At 42.0% G+C, this 17058-nt stretch carries 21 protein-coding genes and 1 pseudogene; 11 read left to right on the top strand and 11 right to left on the bottom strand.

Annotated features, from left to right (window positions below):
• Positions 1-311: 311 nt before the first annotated feature.
• From lipA to M3197_RS14450, 4 genes are all read left to right on the top strand, one after another.
• The gene (gene lipA, locus M3197_RS14465) at positions 312-1241 is read left to right on the top strand and encodes a lipoyl synthase (RefSeq protein ID WP_251662440.1); all 930 of its coding nucleotides are present in this window, start codon (positions 312-314) and stop codon (positions 1239-1241) included.
• Between the two features lie 6 nt (positions 1242-1247).
• On the top strand, positions 1248-1613 hold the full coding sequence (locus M3197_RS14460; protein ID WP_251662290.1) for a YutD family protein: 366 nt from the start codon (positions 1248-1250) through the stop codon (positions 1611-1613).
• An 88-nt stretch (positions 1614-1701) separates the two neighbouring features.
• A complete protein-coding gene (locus M3197_RS14455) occupies positions 1702-2166 on the top strand; it encodes a DUF86 domain-containing protein (RefSeq protein ID WP_251662289.1) in 465 nt (154 codons plus the stop codon).
• Complete coding sequence (locus M3197_RS14450; RefSeq protein WP_251662288.1) at positions 2153-2923, top strand: TIGR01457 family HAD-type hydrolase; 771 nt, start codon at positions 2153-2155, stop codon at positions 2921-2923. Before M3197_RS14455 ends, M3197_RS14450 begins: the two co-directional genes overlap by 14 nt.
• Positions 2924-3034: 111 nt before the next feature.
• Here M3197_RS14450 and M3197_RS14445 read toward each other — a convergent pair whose 3' ends face one another.
• Positions 3035-3271 carry a YuzB family protein gene (locus tag M3197_RS14445; RefSeq protein WP_025782975.1) on the bottom strand — a complete coding sequence of 79 codons (237 nt, stop codon included), beginning with the start codon at positions 3269-3271 and terminating at the stop codon, positions 3035-3037.
• Between the two features lie 139 nt (positions 3272-3410).
• On the opposite strand from M3197_RS14445, the gene M3197_RS14440 reads away from it, so the two are divergent.
• Entirely contained in the window at positions 3411-4475 is a 1065-nt protein-coding gene (locus tag M3197_RS14440; RefSeq protein ID WP_251662287.1) for an NAD(P)/FAD-dependent oxidoreductase, read from the top strand.
• Between the two features lie 104 nt (positions 4476-4579).
• Here the strand turns inward: M3197_RS14440 and M3197_RS14435 are convergent, their stop codons facing one another.
• Positions 4580-4909, bottom strand: coding sequence for a YuzD family protein (locus M3197_RS14435; protein ID WP_251662286.1), 330 nt, complete (start codon positions 4907-4909; stop codon positions 4580-4582).
• A 23-nt stretch (positions 4910-4932) separates the two neighbouring features.
• Here M3197_RS14435 and M3197_RS14430 point away from each other — a divergent pair.
• Positions 4933-5228: pseudogene (locus M3197_RS14430) on the top strand (NifU family protein).
• A 47-nt stretch (positions 5229-5275) separates the two neighbouring features.
• Here M3197_RS14430 and M3197_RS14425 read toward each other — a convergent pair.
• A complete protein-coding gene (locus M3197_RS14425) occupies positions 5276-5953 on the bottom strand; it encodes a DUF2225 domain-containing protein (protein WP_251662285.1) in 678 nt (225 codons plus the stop codon).
• A gap of 119 nt (positions 5954-6072) precedes the next feature.
• Between M3197_RS14425 and M3197_RS14420 the strand changes: the two genes are divergently transcribed.
• The 3 genes from M3197_RS14420 to M3197_RS14410 all read left to right on the top strand — a co-directional run bounded on the left by M3197_RS14420 (position 6073) and on the right by M3197_RS14410 (position 8480).
• The gene (locus M3197_RS14420) at positions 6073-6438 is read left to right on the top strand and encodes a HesB/IscA family protein (protein ID WP_251662284.1); all 366 of its coding nucleotides are present in this window, start codon (positions 6073-6075) and stop codon (positions 6436-6438) included.
• 357 nt (positions 6439-6795) lie between these two features.
• Entirely contained in the window at positions 6796-8013 is a 1218-nt protein-coding gene (locus M3197_RS14415; RefSeq protein WP_251662438.1) for an NAD(P)/FAD-dependent oxidoreductase, read from the top strand.
• A 125-nt stretch (positions 8014-8138) separates the two neighbouring features.
• Entirely contained in the window at positions 8139-8480 is a 342-nt protein-coding gene (locus M3197_RS14410; RefSeq protein WP_251662283.1) for a YuiB family protein, read from the top strand.
• A 36-nt stretch (positions 8481-8516) separates the two neighbouring features.
• Here the strand turns inward: M3197_RS14410 and M3197_RS14405 are convergent, their stop codons facing one another.
• The gene (locus tag M3197_RS14405; RefSeq protein ID WP_251662282.1) at positions 8517-8993 is read right to left on the bottom strand and encodes a divergent PAP2 family protein; all 477 of its coding nucleotides are present in this window, start codon (positions 8991-8993) and stop codon (positions 8517-8519) included.
• Positions 8994-9109: 116 nt separating this feature from the next.
• On the opposite strand from M3197_RS14405, the gene M3197_RS14400 reads away from it, so the two are divergent.
• Both M3197_RS14400 and M3197_RS14395 read left to right on the top strand, forming a co-directional pair.
• Complete coding sequence (locus M3197_RS14400; protein ID WP_251662281.1) at positions 9110-10624, top strand: leucyl aminopeptidase; 1515 nt, start codon at positions 9110-9112, stop codon at positions 10622-10624.
• A 62-nt stretch (positions 10625-10686) separates the two neighbouring features.
• Complete coding sequence (locus M3197_RS14395; RefSeq protein WP_251662280.1) at positions 10687-10962, top strand: hypothetical protein; 276 nt, start codon at positions 10687-10689, stop codon at positions 10960-10962.
• 44 nt (positions 10963-11006) lie between these two features.
• Here M3197_RS14395 and mnhG read toward each other — a convergent pair whose 3' ends face one another.
• From mnhG to M3197_RS14360, 7 genes are read right to left on the bottom strand one after another with little or no spacing between them, the layout of a single operon-like run.
• Positions 11007-11372 (bottom strand): monovalent cation/H(+) antiporter subunit G, encoded by a 366-nt coding sequence (gene mnhG / locus M3197_RS14390; protein ID WP_251662279.1) that lies wholly within the window; start codon positions 11370-11372, stop codon positions 11007-11009.
• Positions 11356-11637 (bottom strand): Na(+)/H(+) antiporter subunit F1, encoded by a 282-nt coding sequence (locus M3197_RS14385; protein WP_251662278.1) that lies wholly within the window; start codon positions 11635-11637, stop codon positions 11356-11358. The genes mnhG and M3197_RS14385 overlap by 17 nt, the downstream gene beginning before the upstream one ends.
• Entirely contained in the window at positions 11634-12113 is a 480-nt protein-coding gene (locus M3197_RS14380; RefSeq protein WP_251662277.1) for a Na+/H+ antiporter subunit E, read from the bottom strand. The genes M3197_RS14385 and M3197_RS14380 overlap by 4 nt, the downstream gene beginning before the upstream one ends.
• A 5-nt stretch (positions 12114-12118) precedes the next feature.
• Positions 12119-13600: a Na+/H+ antiporter subunit D gene (locus tag M3197_RS14375; RefSeq protein WP_285851415.1), complete on the bottom strand. Its 1482-nt coding sequence runs from the start codon at positions 13598-13600 to the stop codon at positions 12119-12121.
• Entirely contained in the window at positions 13593-13934 is a 342-nt protein-coding gene (locus M3197_RS14370) for a Na(+)/H(+) antiporter subunit C (RefSeq protein ID WP_251662275.1), read from the bottom strand. Before M3197_RS14370 ends, M3197_RS14375 begins: the two co-directional genes overlap by 8 nt.
• A complete protein-coding gene (locus tag M3197_RS14365; protein ID WP_251662274.1) occupies positions 13934-14356 on the bottom strand; it encodes a Na(+)/H(+) antiporter subunit B in 423 nt (140 codons plus the stop codon). The genes M3197_RS14370 and M3197_RS14365 overlap by 1 nt, the downstream gene beginning before the upstream one ends.
• The gene (locus tag M3197_RS14360; protein WP_251662273.1) at positions 14343-16751 is read right to left on the bottom strand and encodes a Na+/H+ antiporter subunit A; all 2409 of its coding nucleotides are present in this window, start codon (positions 16749-16751) and stop codon (positions 14343-14345) included. Before M3197_RS14360 ends, M3197_RS14365 begins: the two co-directional genes overlap by 14 nt.
• Between the last annotated feature and the right edge of the window lie 307 nt (positions 16752-17058).

Genomic DNA, 17058 nt, shown 5'->3' with positions numbered 1-17058 from the left:
TTCTGAATATATGTTACATTAATTGAAGTGGGGGAAACAGTAAACGTTTAACTAAATTCAGCAGGAGTCTTCCTCATCTATGAATGCAAACTTTTTTTGTGGAGATAAAACGGACTGAATGAAGTAATAGGAAGGCAACCTAAGTGCGCCACATCCTGTGGCACAGGTTACATGACCGACATCGTGTTGGTCCGCGGATGTCACAGATTTTTTAGGGAGCTTTTCTGGCTCGTTGGAGAAATCTAGACGTAATTCCGCTGAGACTCAATTGATATGGAATGGAGCTGAAAACTTTGTCTTGCAAACCAGGGGTGGACAATAAAAAAGAGCATATCCGTAAACCGGATTGGCTGAAAATCAAGTTGAATACAAACGAAAACTATACCGATTTAAAAAAATTGATGCGTGAAAAAAATCTTCATACAGTTTGTGAGGAAGCACGGTGTCCGAATATTCATGAATGCTGGGGAGAGCGCCGTACAGCTACATTCATGATTCTTGGAGATACGTGTACACGTGCCTGCCGTTTTTGTGCCGTTAAAACAGGATTGCCAACTGAACTCGATTTAGCAGAACCAGAACGTGTGGCTGATTCAGTCGCATTAATGAATTTAAAGCATGTCGTTGTAACTGCAGTTGCACGGGATGACCAAAAAGATGGTGGTTCTGGTGTCTTCGCAGAAACGATTCGTGCAATTCGTAGAAAAAATCCATTTGCAACAGTCGAAGTACTTCCTTCTGATATGGGAGGAGAGTATGATAATATTAAACGGTTAATGGATGCAAAACCGGATATTTTGAATCACAATATTGAAACAGTAAGACGGTTAACACCGAGAGTTAGAGCTCGAGCTAAGTATGATCGCTCGTTAGAATTACTTCGTCGTGCAAAAGAAATGCATCCAGAAATTCCTACAAAATCATCGATTATGCTAGGTGTTGGCGAGACGTGGGAAGAGATTTTAGAAACAATGGATGATTTACGTGCAAACCAAGTGGACATTATGTCTATTGGTCAATACTTACAACCAAGTAAAAAGCATTTAACTGTACAAAAATATTACACGCCAAAGGAATTCAAAGAACTCTTTGAGATTGCGATGAGTAAAGGCTTTTCACATTGCCAATCAGGCCCACTCGTTCGTTCAAGTTATCATGCAGATGAGCAAGTGAATGCAGCGGCGAAAGAGCGTCAACGTAGAGGCGAAGAGATGCTTGAATCCTTGACTGTGAAAGGCTGAGTCGACATGACAGAACGACTAATTACGTTGGATCAGTATGAATTCGAGATTATCGAAAACTATCGTGAAGGTTTTGACAGCGAAGCACTTTTGAGTCGTTACAGTGAAATTCTGTTGAAATATGATTATATTCTCGGAGACTGGGGTTATGGACAACTCCGTCTTAAAGGCTTTTTTGAGGATCGTAACGCGAAAGCCACTTACGAAACGAAAATTAGCACATTGCAAGATTATCTATACGAATACTGCAATTTTGGCTGTGCCCATTTTATAATGAAAAAGGTAGGGAAAGTGAAGAAGGAACAAGCGAATTCTGATGAGAAACAGGAATTACCATTACCTGTTACAGAAGAAATTCCGCAAACGTCATAATCTCTTTCCATTCGGGCGTCTTGGAGAATTCTCTGTGACGTCCGTTTCAGCATGTTCTTTACACGAAGACATTTGAGGAGGAACTATCATGTATTTTATTGACCGGAAAAAAATTAGTGAGACACTCACTTATATGGAAGAACTTCTTGCGCAATTTTCAAGTGAATCTAACTGGCAAGATAGTGCGCTGAAGACGTTGGCACTTGAACGAATCGCACAAAACATCATTGAGTCAATTATTGATGTAGGGAACTCCATGATTGATGGGTTTATCATGCGCGATCCAGGCAGTTACGAAGACATTGTCGATATTATGGAAGACGAAAAAGTAATCGATAAAGAGATGGAGCAACCACTAAAAGAACTAATTAAATTACGAAAAATGCTTGTCCGTGACTTCATGAAAGTCGATTTAGGGGAAGTAGAGAAAACTATTCAGGCGAGCTTCTCTTCACTCGAAAAGTTTCCTAGCTGTGTGTTAACGTATTTGGAAAACGAATTGGGACCGGTCTCTGCATTCCTTCCAGAGGATTCACCACATGGAACGTTATAAAGCGATATGCTTGGACCTGGATGGCACTGTCTATAAAGGGAGCCAAGCAATTCCAGAGTCGATTGCTTTCATCAGAACGTTACAGCAATCAGGAATCGAACCTTATTTCATCACGAATAACTCTTCACGAACAGGGCTGGAACAACAGCAAAAACTGAAGTTGCTCGGTGTTGAAACGACAGAGAAACAGATCATGACTTCTGCGATTGCCAGTGCTAAGTATTGCGCACAACACTATGTAGGGAAGTCAGTTCAAATGATTGGTGAATCGGGATTACGGGAAGCGTTATTAAACGAGGGAATTAGACTTGTCGAAGCTGACGGTGACATTGTAATCATGGGAATTGACCACGAAATTACATACAACAAATTAGCGACGGCTTGTTTGTCTATCCGAAATGGCGCGCACTTTTTAGCAACAAATGGTGATCTTGCGCTGCCTAACGAACTTGGACTGGTACCTGGCAACGGTGCATTCATTGAACTGGTAAAAGCCTCAACTGGCGTTGCACCGATGATACTCGGTAAGCCACAATCGTACATGCTAGAATTCATCCAACAACAAAGTGGAGCAAGCAAACAAGAGATGATTATGATCGGCGACAATTATGAAACGGATATTCTATCAGGCATTCGTTTCGGCATTGATACCATCCATCTCCAAGGCGGCGTCACGGCATTAGATGAAGTGCTAGCCAAACTGGAACATCCGACGTATATGTTTAAAACGCTAGCTGAATGGAATGTTGAAAGTTAAAAGCTTCTTTTATATGGTTTTTAGTAGTATAGGGAAACATGCTCCTAGGTAGTAGAATACAACAAAAGGACTTGCCCAAAAACCGGACAAGTCCTTTCGTATTTTCTTATTTTAAAAGAGAGGATTCTCTTCTATGAACTCGTAAATCTTCTCGGTCAGCTCAGCGGGGGTATCCGCTTCGACTACTTCTCCGTTCACTAGAGCATACAGGGACTCTACACACTTGGTGCAATAACTAAGACACCCATATTCCAAAACATCCAGATTCGGATCCTTCTCAAGTGCTTCCAGTGTCTCTTGAGAACCATTGGCTAAATTACTAATGCAAAACTCAACTATCGGGTTCACACCCATCACCTCACCTTGTACGATCGTACTCTTTTTTTCTTTACTCGTCAAAGTCCTTGCCTTATTGTGAAGAACGTCACATACTGTTATACTCATACGTGAGGAAAAAACGGAAATCTCTCGGACAAAGGAGACTATCATGAAAAAATTGCTATTATTAGGTGCCGGTTACGGTAATATGCGAATTTTACTGCGCGTACTGAATAACTTACCCGCAGATGTAGAAGTGACATTAGTAGACCGCACCTCATTCCACAGTTTAAAAACAGAATTCTATGCACTCGCTTCAGGTACTGTCCCAGATAGCGAAGTGCGTGTTGCACTACCGACACATGAACGCTTGAAAGTAGTTGAAGGAGAGATTGCAGGAATTGAAGTCGGGGAAAAGTGTGTCTTACTTACAGATGGAAGACAGCTAGACTACGACCAACTTGTCATCGGCCTAGGTTGTGAAGATAATTATCACGACGTGCCAGGTGCTGACGAATTTACGTACAGCATTCAAACGATTGGTCAATCCCGTGAAACGTACAAAAAGCTTTTGAATTTAAATGGCGGTGCGACTGTTGGAATTGTCGGTGCGGGTCTAAGTGGCATCGAACTAGCAAGTGAATTGAGAGAAAGTCGCTCAGATTTGAATATCAAACTATTCGATAGAGGTCCGCGTATTTTACGTGACTTCCCGGAGCGTCTGAGTAATTACATCCAAAGTTGGTTTGCCAAAAACGATGTGGATGTCATTGCAAACTCAAATATTACTAAAGTTGAAATGAATCTACTTCATAACCATGAGGACCAAATTGCTGTGGACGCAGTAGTATGGACGGCTGGTATTCAACCGACTAAAGTAGTTCGGGAATTAGATGTAGAAAAAGACAAATCAAACCGTATTGTGTTGAATCAGTACCATCAGATTCCTGGCTATGAAGATGTATATGTCGTAGGGGACATCGCTGCACTTCCTCATGCTCCAAGCGCACAGTTGGCAGAAGGACAAGCAGAGCAGATTGTTACTGTACTCAAACATACGTGGAATGGTGAAACGCTGCCTGAGACAATGCCGGAGATCAAGCTCAAAGGTTTTATGGGGTCTCTTGGTAAAAAACAAGGATTTGCGTACTTGGCAGATCGCACGGTAACAGGAAGAATTGCACGATTGTTGAAATCTGGAGTTCTCTGGATGTACAAATGGCATAATGGTTAAGTAAATTAAACAAAAGCGTGTAAGGCAGAAATATGCTGCCATACACGCTTTTGTTTGTAAAATGGATGAGCCTAAGTTCTCAATTACAAAATAAGTATTATCACTCAACTAGCTGAAATGAAGCCATGTTTTTCAAGTTCATTGAAAATGGGTTTTAATTGAATATAGCCTTCACCAATCACTTCTTCGTTCACAAGTACAAGTGGATAGAAAAACTCCTCTTCTTTTACTTGTTCAGCCAGCTTGCGTTGCCGATCGTTTTCAATAAAGGACTCAATATCGATATAAACAATCTCAAATGGATGATTTGGATATTTTCGTTGAATGGCAGCATCTAGCCATTCATATGTATCTTTTGAAGTCGGCGCGTTCACACAACTTGCACAAACAACCTCTGCACCGTATACTTCTACTGTAACGTGTTTAGCTTTCATAGCTAACGCCTCCTGATTCTCTATTGGATTTTTTTTGCGATCCAGTTTATAATAACTATAAGGAAAGGGGAGTTTAAAACTTATGACAGAAGCAACGATGAACGAATCCGTTCAAGAAGTGTTGAATAAATTACGTCCGTTCCTCTTACGTGATGGTGGTGACTGTGAACTTATCGATGTGGAGGACGGAATTGTAAAGTTACGTCTGCTAGGCGCATGTGGTACGTGCCCAAGCTCCACAATTACATTGAAAGCCGGTATTGAGCGTGCTCTTCTTGAAGAGGTTCCCGGTGTTGTAGAAGTAGAACAAGTTTTCTAAGGGCCATTTGGCTTCGCGGGAACGGGCCAAATGTGTCCGTTCCTGTTTTATTTTTCTTCTCGTATTTCTTGCCATCGCTCTTTTGCCATTTCAATAAGCTGAGGTTCAGTGGAAGTCCTTTGCGCCTCAATTATCTTCGAGAAATATAGAACAGCTTTTTCTCGATCACCCACACGCCATGACAACTCGGCAACCATGTAGAGAACACGCAATTCTGACATTTGGGTGCCAACGTGATCATCTGCTGAATAGGCTTCTTCATACAAATTTCTTGCAAGTGTTAAGAACCGATGCTCTTCTTCCTGATTTTCCAAGATTCGATAGAGCCAAGCGGTTCTCAGCGTAATTCCAGCTGTTGTAAGTGATTTCTCTTTTTTTACTATTGCACTTAAATAGCCTAGCTTGTAAGCCGCGATAGCATCTTCAATAGTGCGCTCGCCACCTAGAGAATGGGGTTTCCATCCAGCAGTAATAACTGTAGCAATTTGTTCTTTCGCTCCTGGTGCAAAATAGGGTGCAAAATCATCGGTGAACGAGAAACCGCAAGAAGGGCATACAGCGATATTATAAAAGAGAGGATTCACATCGCTGTCCACGTAGTTGGGTTTGAAATCACTATCCGTAGAAGCAACCCTTGCAAAGCGTGAACGAACTCGAGTCGTTGTAAAAGATTCTTTACAATTCAAGCAAACTAACTTTTTGTCATAAAATGGGGTAATTTCCATACTGCACCACCCTTTCGTGCTTCCTTACCTATTATAGCAAAACTTTATAGAACAAGTGGGTTTCATTGCATTACAATTTACAACATTGATATGATTAATATTACTTAGGAGGGAAATAGATGACACAACTACTCAACTTATCTGAAGCAGCTGCCTACCGAGTTAAAGAAATGATGGAGCATAATGGGGAACAAGGATCTTTTCTACGTGTTTCTGTCAACGGTGGAGGGTGCAGTGGTCTTACGTACGGAATGGGATTTGATGCAGAACAACATGCGTCAGATCAGCTTTTGGAATTGCACGGAGTAAAGATTGTCGTGTCTTCTGAGGATACGGATATATTAGCAGGTACAGAAATCGACTATAAAGAATCATTGATGGGTGGCGGATTTACCATCGAAAATCCAAATGCCATCGCATCATGTGGGTGTGGGACGTCATTTAGAACAGCGAAGAAAGCAGGAACTCCTGCAAGCTGTGATTAATACGCCCTAGAAAATCGTTTTGTTATACTTACAACTTATGAAAGCTTAAATAAGATCTCTTGAAGGACATGGATTAGAACATGACCTTTCAAGAGATTTTTTTATGATTTCACAGAAATTAGTCTCGTCAACCAATTACTAGGGGGATCGTTCGGTTTGTTGGAATTTTTTTACGAGTTTATGGAGACACTATGACGTTATTTCATTATGTCCGATTATATTCCTAATAAGCTATTGAAATAGCAGGTCAAAAAGGCTACTATGAATGAGGAATATAAATAATAAACGCTGGATTGTAGGAATCACGTGATTTTTACAAACCGGCACATCATACAAGAAAAGGTGGAACCGATTCCCGTGAAAAAAAGACCTACAATCCTCGTTTTAGGTGCTGGTTATGGTGGATTAGCAACTATTGTGAATCTACAGAAATCCCTTGGCGTAGACGATGCTGAAATTATTCTTATTAACAAAAATGATTACCACTATGAATCTACTTGGCTTCATGAAGCGGCAGCAGGTACTTTGAAGCCTGAACAAGTTCGTTATCCGATTAGTCGTGTGATTCAGCAAGACAAAGTGAAATTTGTGAAAGCTGAAGTTGAAGCAATTGACGTTAAAGCTAAAATGGTTACTTCATCAGCTGGACAGCATACATATGATTACTTAGTCATCGGACTCGGATTCGAAGGAGAAACATTTGGAATTCCAGGTCTTGATAAGTATGCACTTTCGATTGCAAACGTAAAGGCAGCGCGTCAAATCCGTGAGCATATTGAATACCAGTTTGCAACTTGGTCTCTTGAAGAAGTGAAGGCAGACAGTCGTCTAACGATTATTGTCGGAGGCGCTGGATTTACAGGCATTGAATTCCTTGGTGAACTCGGAGATCGTATTCCGGAACTTTGTGAAGAGTTCGATGTACCTGCTGACAAAGTAAAGGTACTTTGTGTAGAAGCAGCTCCTATGGTCCTTCCAGGATTTGACCCTGAATTGGTTGATTACGCAGTTCGTCAATTGAAATCTAAAGGAATCGAATTCTCAATTGGTACGCCAGTTGTTGAAGCGACTCCCGAAGGTGTTAAACTGAAAAAAGGCGACGACGAATTTGAATTCATCGAAGCTGGTACAGTTGTATGGGCAGCAGGTGTCCGCGGTAACCGTTTGATTGAAGAGACAGGCATTGAAAACATGCGTGCTCGTGTTAAAGTAGAAAAAGATCTGCGTGCTCCAGGATTCGATGATGTCTTCATCGTAGGTGACTGTGCTTTGATGATCAACGAAGAAATCAACCGTCCATACCCTCCAACTGCTCAAATCGCGATGCAGCAAGGGGACATGTGTGCGAATAACTTGATCGCTCTTATGAAAGGTCAACCGACTCAAGCATTCGTTCCGGATTTGAAAGGAAGCATAGCTTCACTTGGTTCTAACGATGCCATTGGAGTGGCTTTCGGTAAGAAGATGACGGGGAAGAAAGCATCCTTTATGAAGAAAATGGTCGACAACCGTGCACTTTACTTAATCGGTGGTGCTGGTCTTACATTTAAAAAAGGAAAGTTTGACCTCCTTTAATACAAAACTGAAAAACACTCGTCTCCTTTTAGAGGACGAGTGTTTTTTTACTTTTCAACAACTTCATGACACTTGCGTAAGCTGTTGAAAGAAGTGCCACAATCCGGTAAAATGAACTAAGGAAAATGGAGGTCATCATTTTGGGAACAATTTCACTTACAGAGATTATTCTGTCAGTCCTCATCTTTATAGTCATGTTTTTCGGGATTGGCTTTTTGCTTAACATGTTACTGCGCATGTCGTGGGTCATGGCAATTGTCTATCCGATTGTCGTCATTTTTATTATTGATGAAGTGAAGGCTTATGAATATATTACGAAATCAGGTCATGCGTTCAGTATGCTCGGAGATAAGTTGATGGCGTTACATACAGTCGACATCGTGATTCTTTCAAGCGGTCTAGTTGGAGCGATCCTTTCAGGGATTGTGAGTAAGATTTTACGCAAACAAGGTTATCAGATGTTTTAAAAAACGCTCGGGCACAAAAGTAGCCCAAGCGTTTTTTTATACTATAAATGAATACGTAATAACAGAAATCAGGATGCCGGTTACTGCGCCTGCAAAAACTTCGCTTGGCTTGTGTCCGAGCAGGGTCTTCAGTTCTACAATCTTTTGTTCTTCGTCTTTTTTAATCCAACCTTTTGTTCCACTGACGAATGTTTGAAAATCTGCGCGGATTTGGTTGATGATCAAGGCCTGCTGACCTGCTTGGTAACGAACACCGCTTGCGTCAAACATGACGATCACTGCAAAAATTGCTGAAATTGCAAACAGGGAAGAATCCAGTCCATGTTCGAAAGCAATCGCAGTAGTAAGTGCAGTTACTGCAGCGGAGTGAGAACTTGGCATGCCTCCTGTTGAGGTCATTAGCTTCCAATCGAGCTCACGAGTGAGTAAAAAATGAATCGGAATCTTTATGAATTGTGCGAAAAAAATTCCGAATAGTGCAACCAACAGTGGCACATTGCTCAAAATTGTCATGTAGGCACTCCTCGTTAAAAATAATTATGAAAAATAGTCCGGCAACCGAAGAAATTTTTCGTTTCCTCTTCAATTGGTATATAATTAAGAATGTATGAAAATGAGGAGGTAGTCAAATGAAAACTATCATTACAAACAAACAGATTACGGAGACCAATCTTGAAGTGGTTGTGATCGGTGTTCCTGAACATCCAGAAAACAATTCGAATTGGAACGTCATAAACGATGCATTCAATGGGAAGTTAACAGATTGGGTTAAAACGGGTGATGTAAAGACGGAATTGAATGCAGTCACTAAGCTACCATCACTGGGTGACAGCACGTTCAAGCGCGTTGTTTTCATCGGACTTGGAGCCTCTAAAAAGTTAACTGACCAAGGACTGCTTGAAGTGTTTTCTAAGGTTGGTAATGAACTTCGATCGATGAAATCAGAAAGCGTTTCCATTTGGGCAGATTCATTCACAACTGAAGAATTAGAAGCGGATGATGTAGCGTTTGCTTCTCTACAAGGTCTTGTGTTAGGTAGTTATCAATTTGCGGATTATAAAACAACTTCAAACGAAAAAGACTTTGAATTCAATACAATTGAACTACTTAGCACAGCAGATGAGGATGAACTTAAAGCTGCAGTAGAAGTAGGACAAGTACATGCAGAAGCTGTCAATTCGGCACGTACACTCGTCAATACACCTCCAAATATTTTAACTGCAGTTAAGATGGCGGAGCATGGTGAAATGCTCGCTGAAAAATACGGATTTGAAATCGAAGTTCTCGGTAAAAACGAAATGGAAGAACTCGGTATGGGAGCGATTCTTGCTGTCAACAAAGGGTCAGTAGAGGAGCCACGTCTGATTGTTCTTAAATACGCTGGAGGCAACGAGGACTGGACGGATGTAGTTGGTCTCGTAGGTAAGGGAATTACGTACGATACAGGCGGATACTCATTGAAGCCACGCGAGGGCATGGTCGGCATGAAAGGGGACATGGGGGGGGCTGCAGCTGTATTCGGTGCAATGCAAATCATCGGTGAACTGCGCCCTGCCAAAAACGTAATCGCTGTCATTGCTTCTACTGATAATATGGTCTCAGGCGATGCATTTAAACCTGACGATGTCATTACTTCACTGTCAGGTAAAACGATTGAAGTCTTGAACACTGATGCTGAAGGACGCCTCGTATTGGCAGATGCTGTGACCTATGCAAAACAATCGGGTGCAACGCATCTAATTGACATTGCAACACTCACTGGTGGAGTAATTGTTGCTCTTGGTAAAGACAAGACTGGGGCATTGACGAACAACGAAGCATTCTTCGAAGAGTTTATGGAAGCTTCTGTAGAAACAGGAGAATTCGTTTGGCGTTTGCCATTAACTGAAAGTGATAAAAAGCGTCTTCGTAAGAGCGAAGTAGCTGACCTTAATAACTCACCAGGTCGTGATGGACATATGATCTTTGGAGGTGGTTTCGTGGGAGAATTCGTAGGAGATACCCCTTGGATCCACTTGGATATTGCAGGGACGTCTGAAGCGGATGCACCTCACGCACTTGGACCTAAAGGGGCAACAGGCGCCATGACAAGAACATTAGCTACGTTTATTGAGCGTTTAGCTGAAGACTCCTCTGAAGCATAATAGGTGTCAGCCTACCCCTACCTTTGCCCAATGAATAAGATAAGTGGGAAAGGGGGAGTAACATGTCACGATATAGAGGAAATAACTATGGTGGAAGAGGTTATGGAGGAGGTAGAGGTTTCGGCTTCGGCGGATTTGGAAACAGCTTTGGAGGCGGCTTCGGCGGACCTTTTCTAGGTGGATTATTCGGTAGCTTTCTCGGTAGTGCAATTTCACCTTACGGGTACGGAGGAGGCTACGGTGGCGGAGGGTATTATCCATACGGTGGATATCCCCCATATGGAGGAGGCTACTATCCATACTACCCACCTTATTACAGCCCCTATGGATATTGGTAAACAAAAAAGACGCAGCGCCCGATTGGGACACTGCGTCTTTTTGTTTACTCTTTTTCATGAGACTTTTGTTCACCGATTGCTTCTTGTAGATCATCTCCAACTGTAAGTTCGGTCGGCTTAACGCCAGACATATAAGCAGCGCGGCTCATTAGGTGTCCACCTACAGGCGAAGTAATGAATAAGAAGACACTACCAAGCAACAGTTGTACACTGAAATGCCCTTTAATCCACCAAAAGTGAAGGAACACGCCAATCAGGATTCCTAGAACACCGAGGGTCGCACTTTTTGATGCCGCATGCGCACGTGTGTAAACATCAGGTAATCGGAGAACACCGACTACCGTAACAACAGTAAAGAAGACGCCTACTATTATGAACAAAGCAATAATGATATTAGCGATGAGTATCACGGTCTATAATCGCCCCTTTCTCGATGAATTTCGAGAACGATACTGTCCCGATAAAGGACATAATCGCAATGAGCAAAATCACATCAATGAAAAATATCGTGTCAAAGACTATCGATAGAAGTGCGATGATTGAAATCAGCATCACTCCGATTCCATCTAACGCGATAAGGCGGTCTGGAGTAGAAGGTCCTTTGAATACTCGAATGAGTGTACCGAGCATGGACAAGAAAATGATGATCAAACAGACCCAAATGAAAATGTTCATGTCCGGCTCACCTCCAAGATTGCTTTTTCAAATGATTGTTTGATGGAGTTGATGGCTTCTTCAACATCATCCACATCGATTGCATGAACGTAAAGTGTCCGTTGATCATCTGAAACATGAACGACAATTGTTCCAGGTGTTAGTGTAATTAAACTGGAAAGTAACGTAATTTCCCAGTCTTTTTCAAGAACAGTGGGCATTGCAAAAATCATCGGTTGTATTTGTAATTTTGGTTTTAAGACGAGTATGGCAACCGAAATATTAGACAGGACCAATTCCTTAAAGAAGATGAACGTCAATTTCAAGCAAGCCCATACCCGCCCTAAATATAAGCGATCTTTGTAAAAACGTCTTGTCAATATGAGCAGTAGTAAGCCAATTATATAACCGATAATAAATGTGGAAGGGGTGAACGAAGCCGTGATGAGCACCCACGTAATTGCGATGAAAAAGTTTAGCAATATTTGAAATGCCACGTGATCTACTCCTTTAACACGGCGTTTATATAACTCGACGGATCGAGCAACACATGAGCTGCATCAGATACGTACGGGAAAATCCACTCAGTTCCGACTCCGTATAAAACGGACAGAGCTACTAGAATTACGGCAGGGAACATCATATGTTTATAGGTTTTACGGTTCGTTGGCTGTAATGGAACCGGTTCTCCCCAAAACGCATAAATGAAAATTCGAATGACCGACAATAAGACAACCAGACTGGAAGCGAGAATGACAATCGTTCCGAATATCTGACCGTGTTCAAAACCACCTTGTACAATCAGTAATTTCCCGACAAAGCCACTTAGCGGTGGGATACCAGCAAGTCCAAAAGCAGCAATCAGAAATAGCCAACCAAGAGATGCATGGGTTTTAATAAGTCCACCCATTTCTCGCAAGTTAGAAGTACCAGTTACATAAATCATAATCCCGATAATAAGGAACAACGCGCCTTTAATAAGCATATCGTGAATCAGATAAAAGACGGCACCTTGCATACCAGCTTCGTTCATTTGAGAAACGCCAAATAGAATGACGCCAATTGCAATTAAGATGTTGTAGATAATAATCTGTTTTAAATCGAAATAAGCGAGTGCTCCTATACAACCTGCAACAATTGTAAGCAGCGCAAGTACCATTAAAATAGTATGTGTAAACGCAAGGTCATGGACAAAGAACAGTGTATAGGTCCGTGTAATGGCGTACACCCCGACTTTTGTAAGCAATGCGCCGAACAGTGCCAGTATCGGAACTGGGGGAGCAGCATAGGATCCAGGCATCCAGAAGTAGAGTGGGAAGATTCCCGCTTTGATCCCAAATACCAGAAGCATGAGAATCCCGATGACCGAAATAATTCCAGGCTGTCCGATGTCTGCGATTTTCTGTCCGATATCCGCCATGTTAAGAGTCCCGACGATAGAGTACAAGTATGCAACTGTAATGACAAAGAAAGCAGAAGAAATGACATTGACAAGTATGTACTTTATGGACTCACGTAACTGTCTCTTCTCTCCACCAAGAACAATCAGTAAGTAAGAAGCGATCAGCAATACTTCGAAAAATACAAACATGTTGAAAATATCACCAGTTGTAAATGCACCATTCACCCCAGTAATCATGAAGAGAATGGCAGGATAATAGAAAAACCGCTCCCGTTCTTCACCAATTGAGCTGAAGCTGTAGATGACCACGAATAATGTAATGACTAATGTGGACGTTACGAGTAACACAGAAAACATATCCGAGACCATCGTTATGCCGAATGGAGCGGGCCAACTTCCAAGTGTCAGTGTTTGGATCCCATCCTGTTTCACTTTCATAATGAGTGTACATGCAAAAGCAATACTTGCACTTAGACCAATAACAGTGAGGATTCGCTGGATTCGTACTTGCTCTTTAAAAAACAGAAGTACAATCGCAAAGAAAAACGGGATGATGATCGGAAACAATAGAAGGTTAATCATGCTCATCATTTCCTTTCATCGAATTCAAATCATCAGTTTTGTGAACAGCATAGGTTCTGTAGGCGAGTACCAAGATGAACGCGGTAACCCCAAAACTAATAACAATAGCGGTCAAGATTAAAGCTTGTGGAAGTGGATCTACAAATTCAGTCACTCCGTCCAGAAGAACTGGAGGTGCACTTCCACCTAATCCCCCCATCGTTAAGATGAATAAGTGGGCACCGTGACTTAACAAGCCTGTTCCAAGGATCACTTTAATCAGACTTCTGGATAGAATTAAGTAAATTGCGGCAGTGAATAGAATGCCTGCTACAATCGCCATGAGCAATTCCATTACTCATCCCCTCCAATCGACTGAATGATTGTGATTGCGGCGCCAACGACGACGAGATATACGCCAGAGTCAAAGATCATAGCTGTATGGAGTTCAGTGTCGCCGAATAGTGGTAACTCGAAATGTGCAAATGCATGGGTGAAAAATGGAACATTAAATAATATGGAGCCTGCCGCTGTTCCTAGTGACAAGAGTAAACCGACACCAATAACTACTGTGAAATTAAATGGCAATGTTGCTTTAACAGTCTCCAAATCAAATGCAAGTAACAGCAATACGATTGCCCCTGTAGTTAGTAGACCCCCTACGAATCCTCCACCGGGAGCGAAATGACCCGCAAAGAAAATATGGATCGAGAACAAAAAAATGATGAAGAATGTGACTTTTGCAGTCGTCTGTAAAATGACATTATTCTTTTTCATCATCAGACCCCTTTCTCGACAAGCGAAGACGGATCATGCCGAGAACAGCGATTCCAGCAATTGATAGGACGGCGATTTCAAACAATGTATCGAAACCACGGTAATCGACAAGAATGACGTTCACGATATTTCCTCCGCCAGCTTCTGTATGGACGGTATCTTTATAGTACTGAGAAATACTTGCGACAAGCTTATTGGAATGTGCGGACAACGCAACGAGAGTTACGGAAAGACCAACTCCGATTGCAATAATACCGTTCACCAGTTTGTTCTGTTTGGTTTCTCCATGCGTTTTTAAAGCAGGGAGGTGACGGAAAGCTAATAAGAAGAGTGCGACTGAAATTGTCTCGATTACGAGTTGGGTTAAGGCTAAGTCTGGTGCTTTAAAGAGCACGAAGAACAATGCAACAGAGTACCCAACTGCACCTAGAGCAATAATAGCGGAGATTCTGTTCTTAGACATAATCACCATGCCAGTCCCTAATATAGCCACAATCGCATTCATTACAGCGAACAACGTAATTGGCGACAAACTGCTCATATCCAATTTAAAAGCACCTTTAGCGAACAATACAACAATTGTCATCACGGAGAAGAACGCAAACATATACAGTAAATACGTTCGGATTAACCCGTTCATATAGAAACGGGATAGCTTGTTCATTCCTTTTTCTGAAAATGTCATTACGCCATCATAAAGTGCGTTCAATGATAATTTCTCTGGCTGCAAGCCATAAACCGGCTGCCATTTTTTAATCGAAGTAAATAGCAATGCTCCAATTGCAATAACGCCAACTGTCAGCCACATTGGAATATACTCGAACCCATGCCAGGCTTGTACATGAACAGCTGCCTCTGACGGTAAACTATACAGCTGTGGTTGTGCAGCCATGACAGCTGGCGCAACAATCCACTTCCCAACAACGTTAGGGATGAAGAATAGTGCAATGACACTGATTGCTAAAATGATAGGAGAAATCAGCATGCCTATTGGTGCTTCGTGTGGCTTAAGCGGAAGCTTGTCAAACTTCTTCTCACCTGTGAATGTCTTGAAGACAAAGTAGAAGCTATAGACAAATGTGAATACGCTTGCAATCCATGCAATGACAGGGAATAGAATGCCCCACGTATCAAAGTTGAACAGTTCAAAGTGTTTCAAAGCGACCATAGAGTCTAAGAACAATTCTTTACTCAAGAATCCACCAAATGGAGGAATACCTGCCATTGAGAGACCGCCAATGAATGCAACGGTGAAACTGATTGGCATGACACTCATCAGGCCACCAAGTTTACGAATATCACGTGTTCCAGTTTCATGGTCGACAATACCTGCAATCATGAACAGACTACCTTTAAAGACTGCGTGGTTCACTAAGTGGAAGATGGCTGCAAACATTGCAAATCGGAATAGCGTATCGTCAGAATGATAAGCAATTGCGCCTGCACCAAGTAAAGACATTATCAGCCCCAACTGACTCACTGTCGAGAATGCGAGAATACCTTTTAAATCGGTTTGTTTCACAGCAAAGAACGAGCCCCACATTAATGTGAGCAATCCAATACCGGAAACGAGCCAGATCCAAACAGAAGACTCTGCGAAAATAGGAGTAAAGCGTGCAACGAGATATAATCCCGCTTTGACCATTGTCGCGGAGTGTAAGTAGGCACTGACAGGAGTCGGCGCTTCCATGGCATCCGGAAGCCAAATATAAAACGGGAATTGAGCAGACTTTGTAAATGCTCCGAATAACAATAGCACCGCTGCAAGTGTAAATAACGGATCTCCAGAGTAATTAGATAACCCGGAAATCAATTCACGTATCGAGTATGTATCTCCTAAAATCCCGAGTATTACAAAGCCCCCGAGCATCATTAATCCGCCACCAACGGTTATCATCATGGACTTTAAGGCACCGAATCGGGAGCCATCCCTTGTGTACCAATAACCGATTAGTAGAAAAGAAGAAATAGAAGTTAACTCCCAAAACAGATAGAGTGAAATGATATTATCTGACTGGACAACACCAAGCATTGCCGTCATGAAAAGCAGTAAGTATACATAGAAATTACCGAGCTTTTCTTTGTGCCTATCTAGATAGAAAATCGAATACAGAACAACCAACGCACCGATCCCTGTAATGAGAAGTGTGAATAGAAGACTGAGACCATCTAGGTAGGAGACAAACGAGATTCCTAGTGAAGGGATCCAATCAAATGAAGAGATTGCGTGTTCTCCGCTTGCTGTCAGTGGTAAGTACGTACTGTAGTAAGCAAACAGGACAATAGGGATAATCAAAACAAACCAACCTGTATGTATGCCAGTAACGCGCTTGAACAACGTCGGGATGAAAAGAGCTGCTAACGCTGGCAAGAAAATGAACCAAACAAATTCCACTAAAAATCCTCCTTCCTTGAACTAAAATGATGTAGACATTGCTTTAAAGTATAACGTAAACAAGCGCATTTTGCACTGTGTGCACTTGAAAGGGATTGCGGTAAATCAATCTCTTCCTATATTATAGAGACATGGAAAAATCCATATAAATAACCATAATAGGTGAAAGAAAGAGCATGCTTAAAAGCACCGTAGTTCTTCGCTCCAGTCGGACGCTTTCCGAGAAGGATTCTCAGCGCTTCCATCGCTTGGCTCAGTCATGGGTCTTCGAATTTTTCTTAACACAGCGGAAACGACCTTTTGCGAT

Origin of the sequence: Sporosarcina aquimarina (genome assembly GCF_023715615.1) — a bacterium.
GTDB lineage: Bacteria > Bacillota > Bacilli > Bacillales_A > Planococcaceae > Sporosarcina > Sporosarcina aquimarina_A.
The sequence above is the reverse complement of the archived record's forward strand: the minus strand, read 5'-3'. Positions and strand labels throughout refer to the sequence as shown.

Bases quoted from the DNA above. Each gene is read 5' to 3' on its own strand.
- M3197_RS14435 (WP_251662286.1), bottom strand. From the start codon at position 4,909: ATGAAAGCTAAACACGTTACAGTAGAAGTATACGGTGCAGAGGTTGTT.
- M3197_RS14385 (WP_251662278.1), bottom strand. From the start codon at position 11,637: ATGAACATTTTCATTTGGGTCTGTTTGATCATCATTTTCTTGTCCATG.
- M3197_RS14420 (WP_251662284.1), top strand. From the start codon at position 6,073: ATGACACAACTACTCAACTTATCTGAAGCAGCTGCCTACCGAGTTAAA.
- M3197_RS14440 (WP_251662287.1), top strand. From the start codon at position 3,411: ATGAAAAAATTGCTATTATTAGGTGCCGGTTACGGTAATATGCGAATT.
- M3197_RS14395 (WP_251662280.1), top strand. From the start codon at position 10,687: ATGTCACGATATAGAGGAAATAACTATGGTGGAAGAGGTTATGGAGGA.
- M3197_RS14365 (WP_251662274.1), bottom strand. From the start codon at position 14,356: ATGAAAAAGAATAATGTCATTTTACAGACGACTGCAAAAGTCACATTC.
- M3197_RS14400 (WP_251662281.1), top strand. From the start codon at position 9,110: ATGAAAACTATCATTACAAACAAACAGATTACGGAGACCAATCTTGAA.
- M3197_RS14375 (WP_285851415.1), bottom strand. From the start codon at position 13,600: ATGATTAACCTTCTATTGTTTCCGATCATCATCCCGTTTTTCTTTGCG.
- M3197_RS14455 (WP_251662289.1), top strand. From the start codon at position 1,702: ATGTATTTTATTGACCGGAAAAAAATTAGTGAGACACTCACTTATATG.
- M3197_RS14460 (WP_251662290.1), top strand. From the start codon at position 1,248: ATGACAGAACGACTAATTACGTTGGATCAGTATGAATTCGAGATTATC.
- M3197_RS14410 (WP_251662283.1), top strand. From the start codon at position 8,139: ATGGAGGTCATCATTTTGGGAACAATTTCACTTACAGAGATTATTCTG.
- M3197_RS14405 (WP_251662282.1), bottom strand. From the start codon at position 8,993: ATGACAATTTTGAGCAATGTGCCACTGTTGGTTGCACTATTCGGAATT.
- M3197_RS14425 (WP_251662285.1), bottom strand. From the start codon at position 5,953: ATGGAAATTACCCCATTTTATGACAAAAAGTTAGTTTGCTTGAATTGT.
- M3197_RS14450 (WP_251662288.1), top strand. From the start codon at position 2,153: ATGGAACGTTATAAAGCGATATGCTTGGACCTGGATGGCACTGTCTAT.
- M3197_RS14370 (WP_251662275.1), bottom strand. From the start codon at position 13,934: ATGGAATTGCTCATGGCGATTGTAGCAGGCATTCTATTCACTGCCGCA.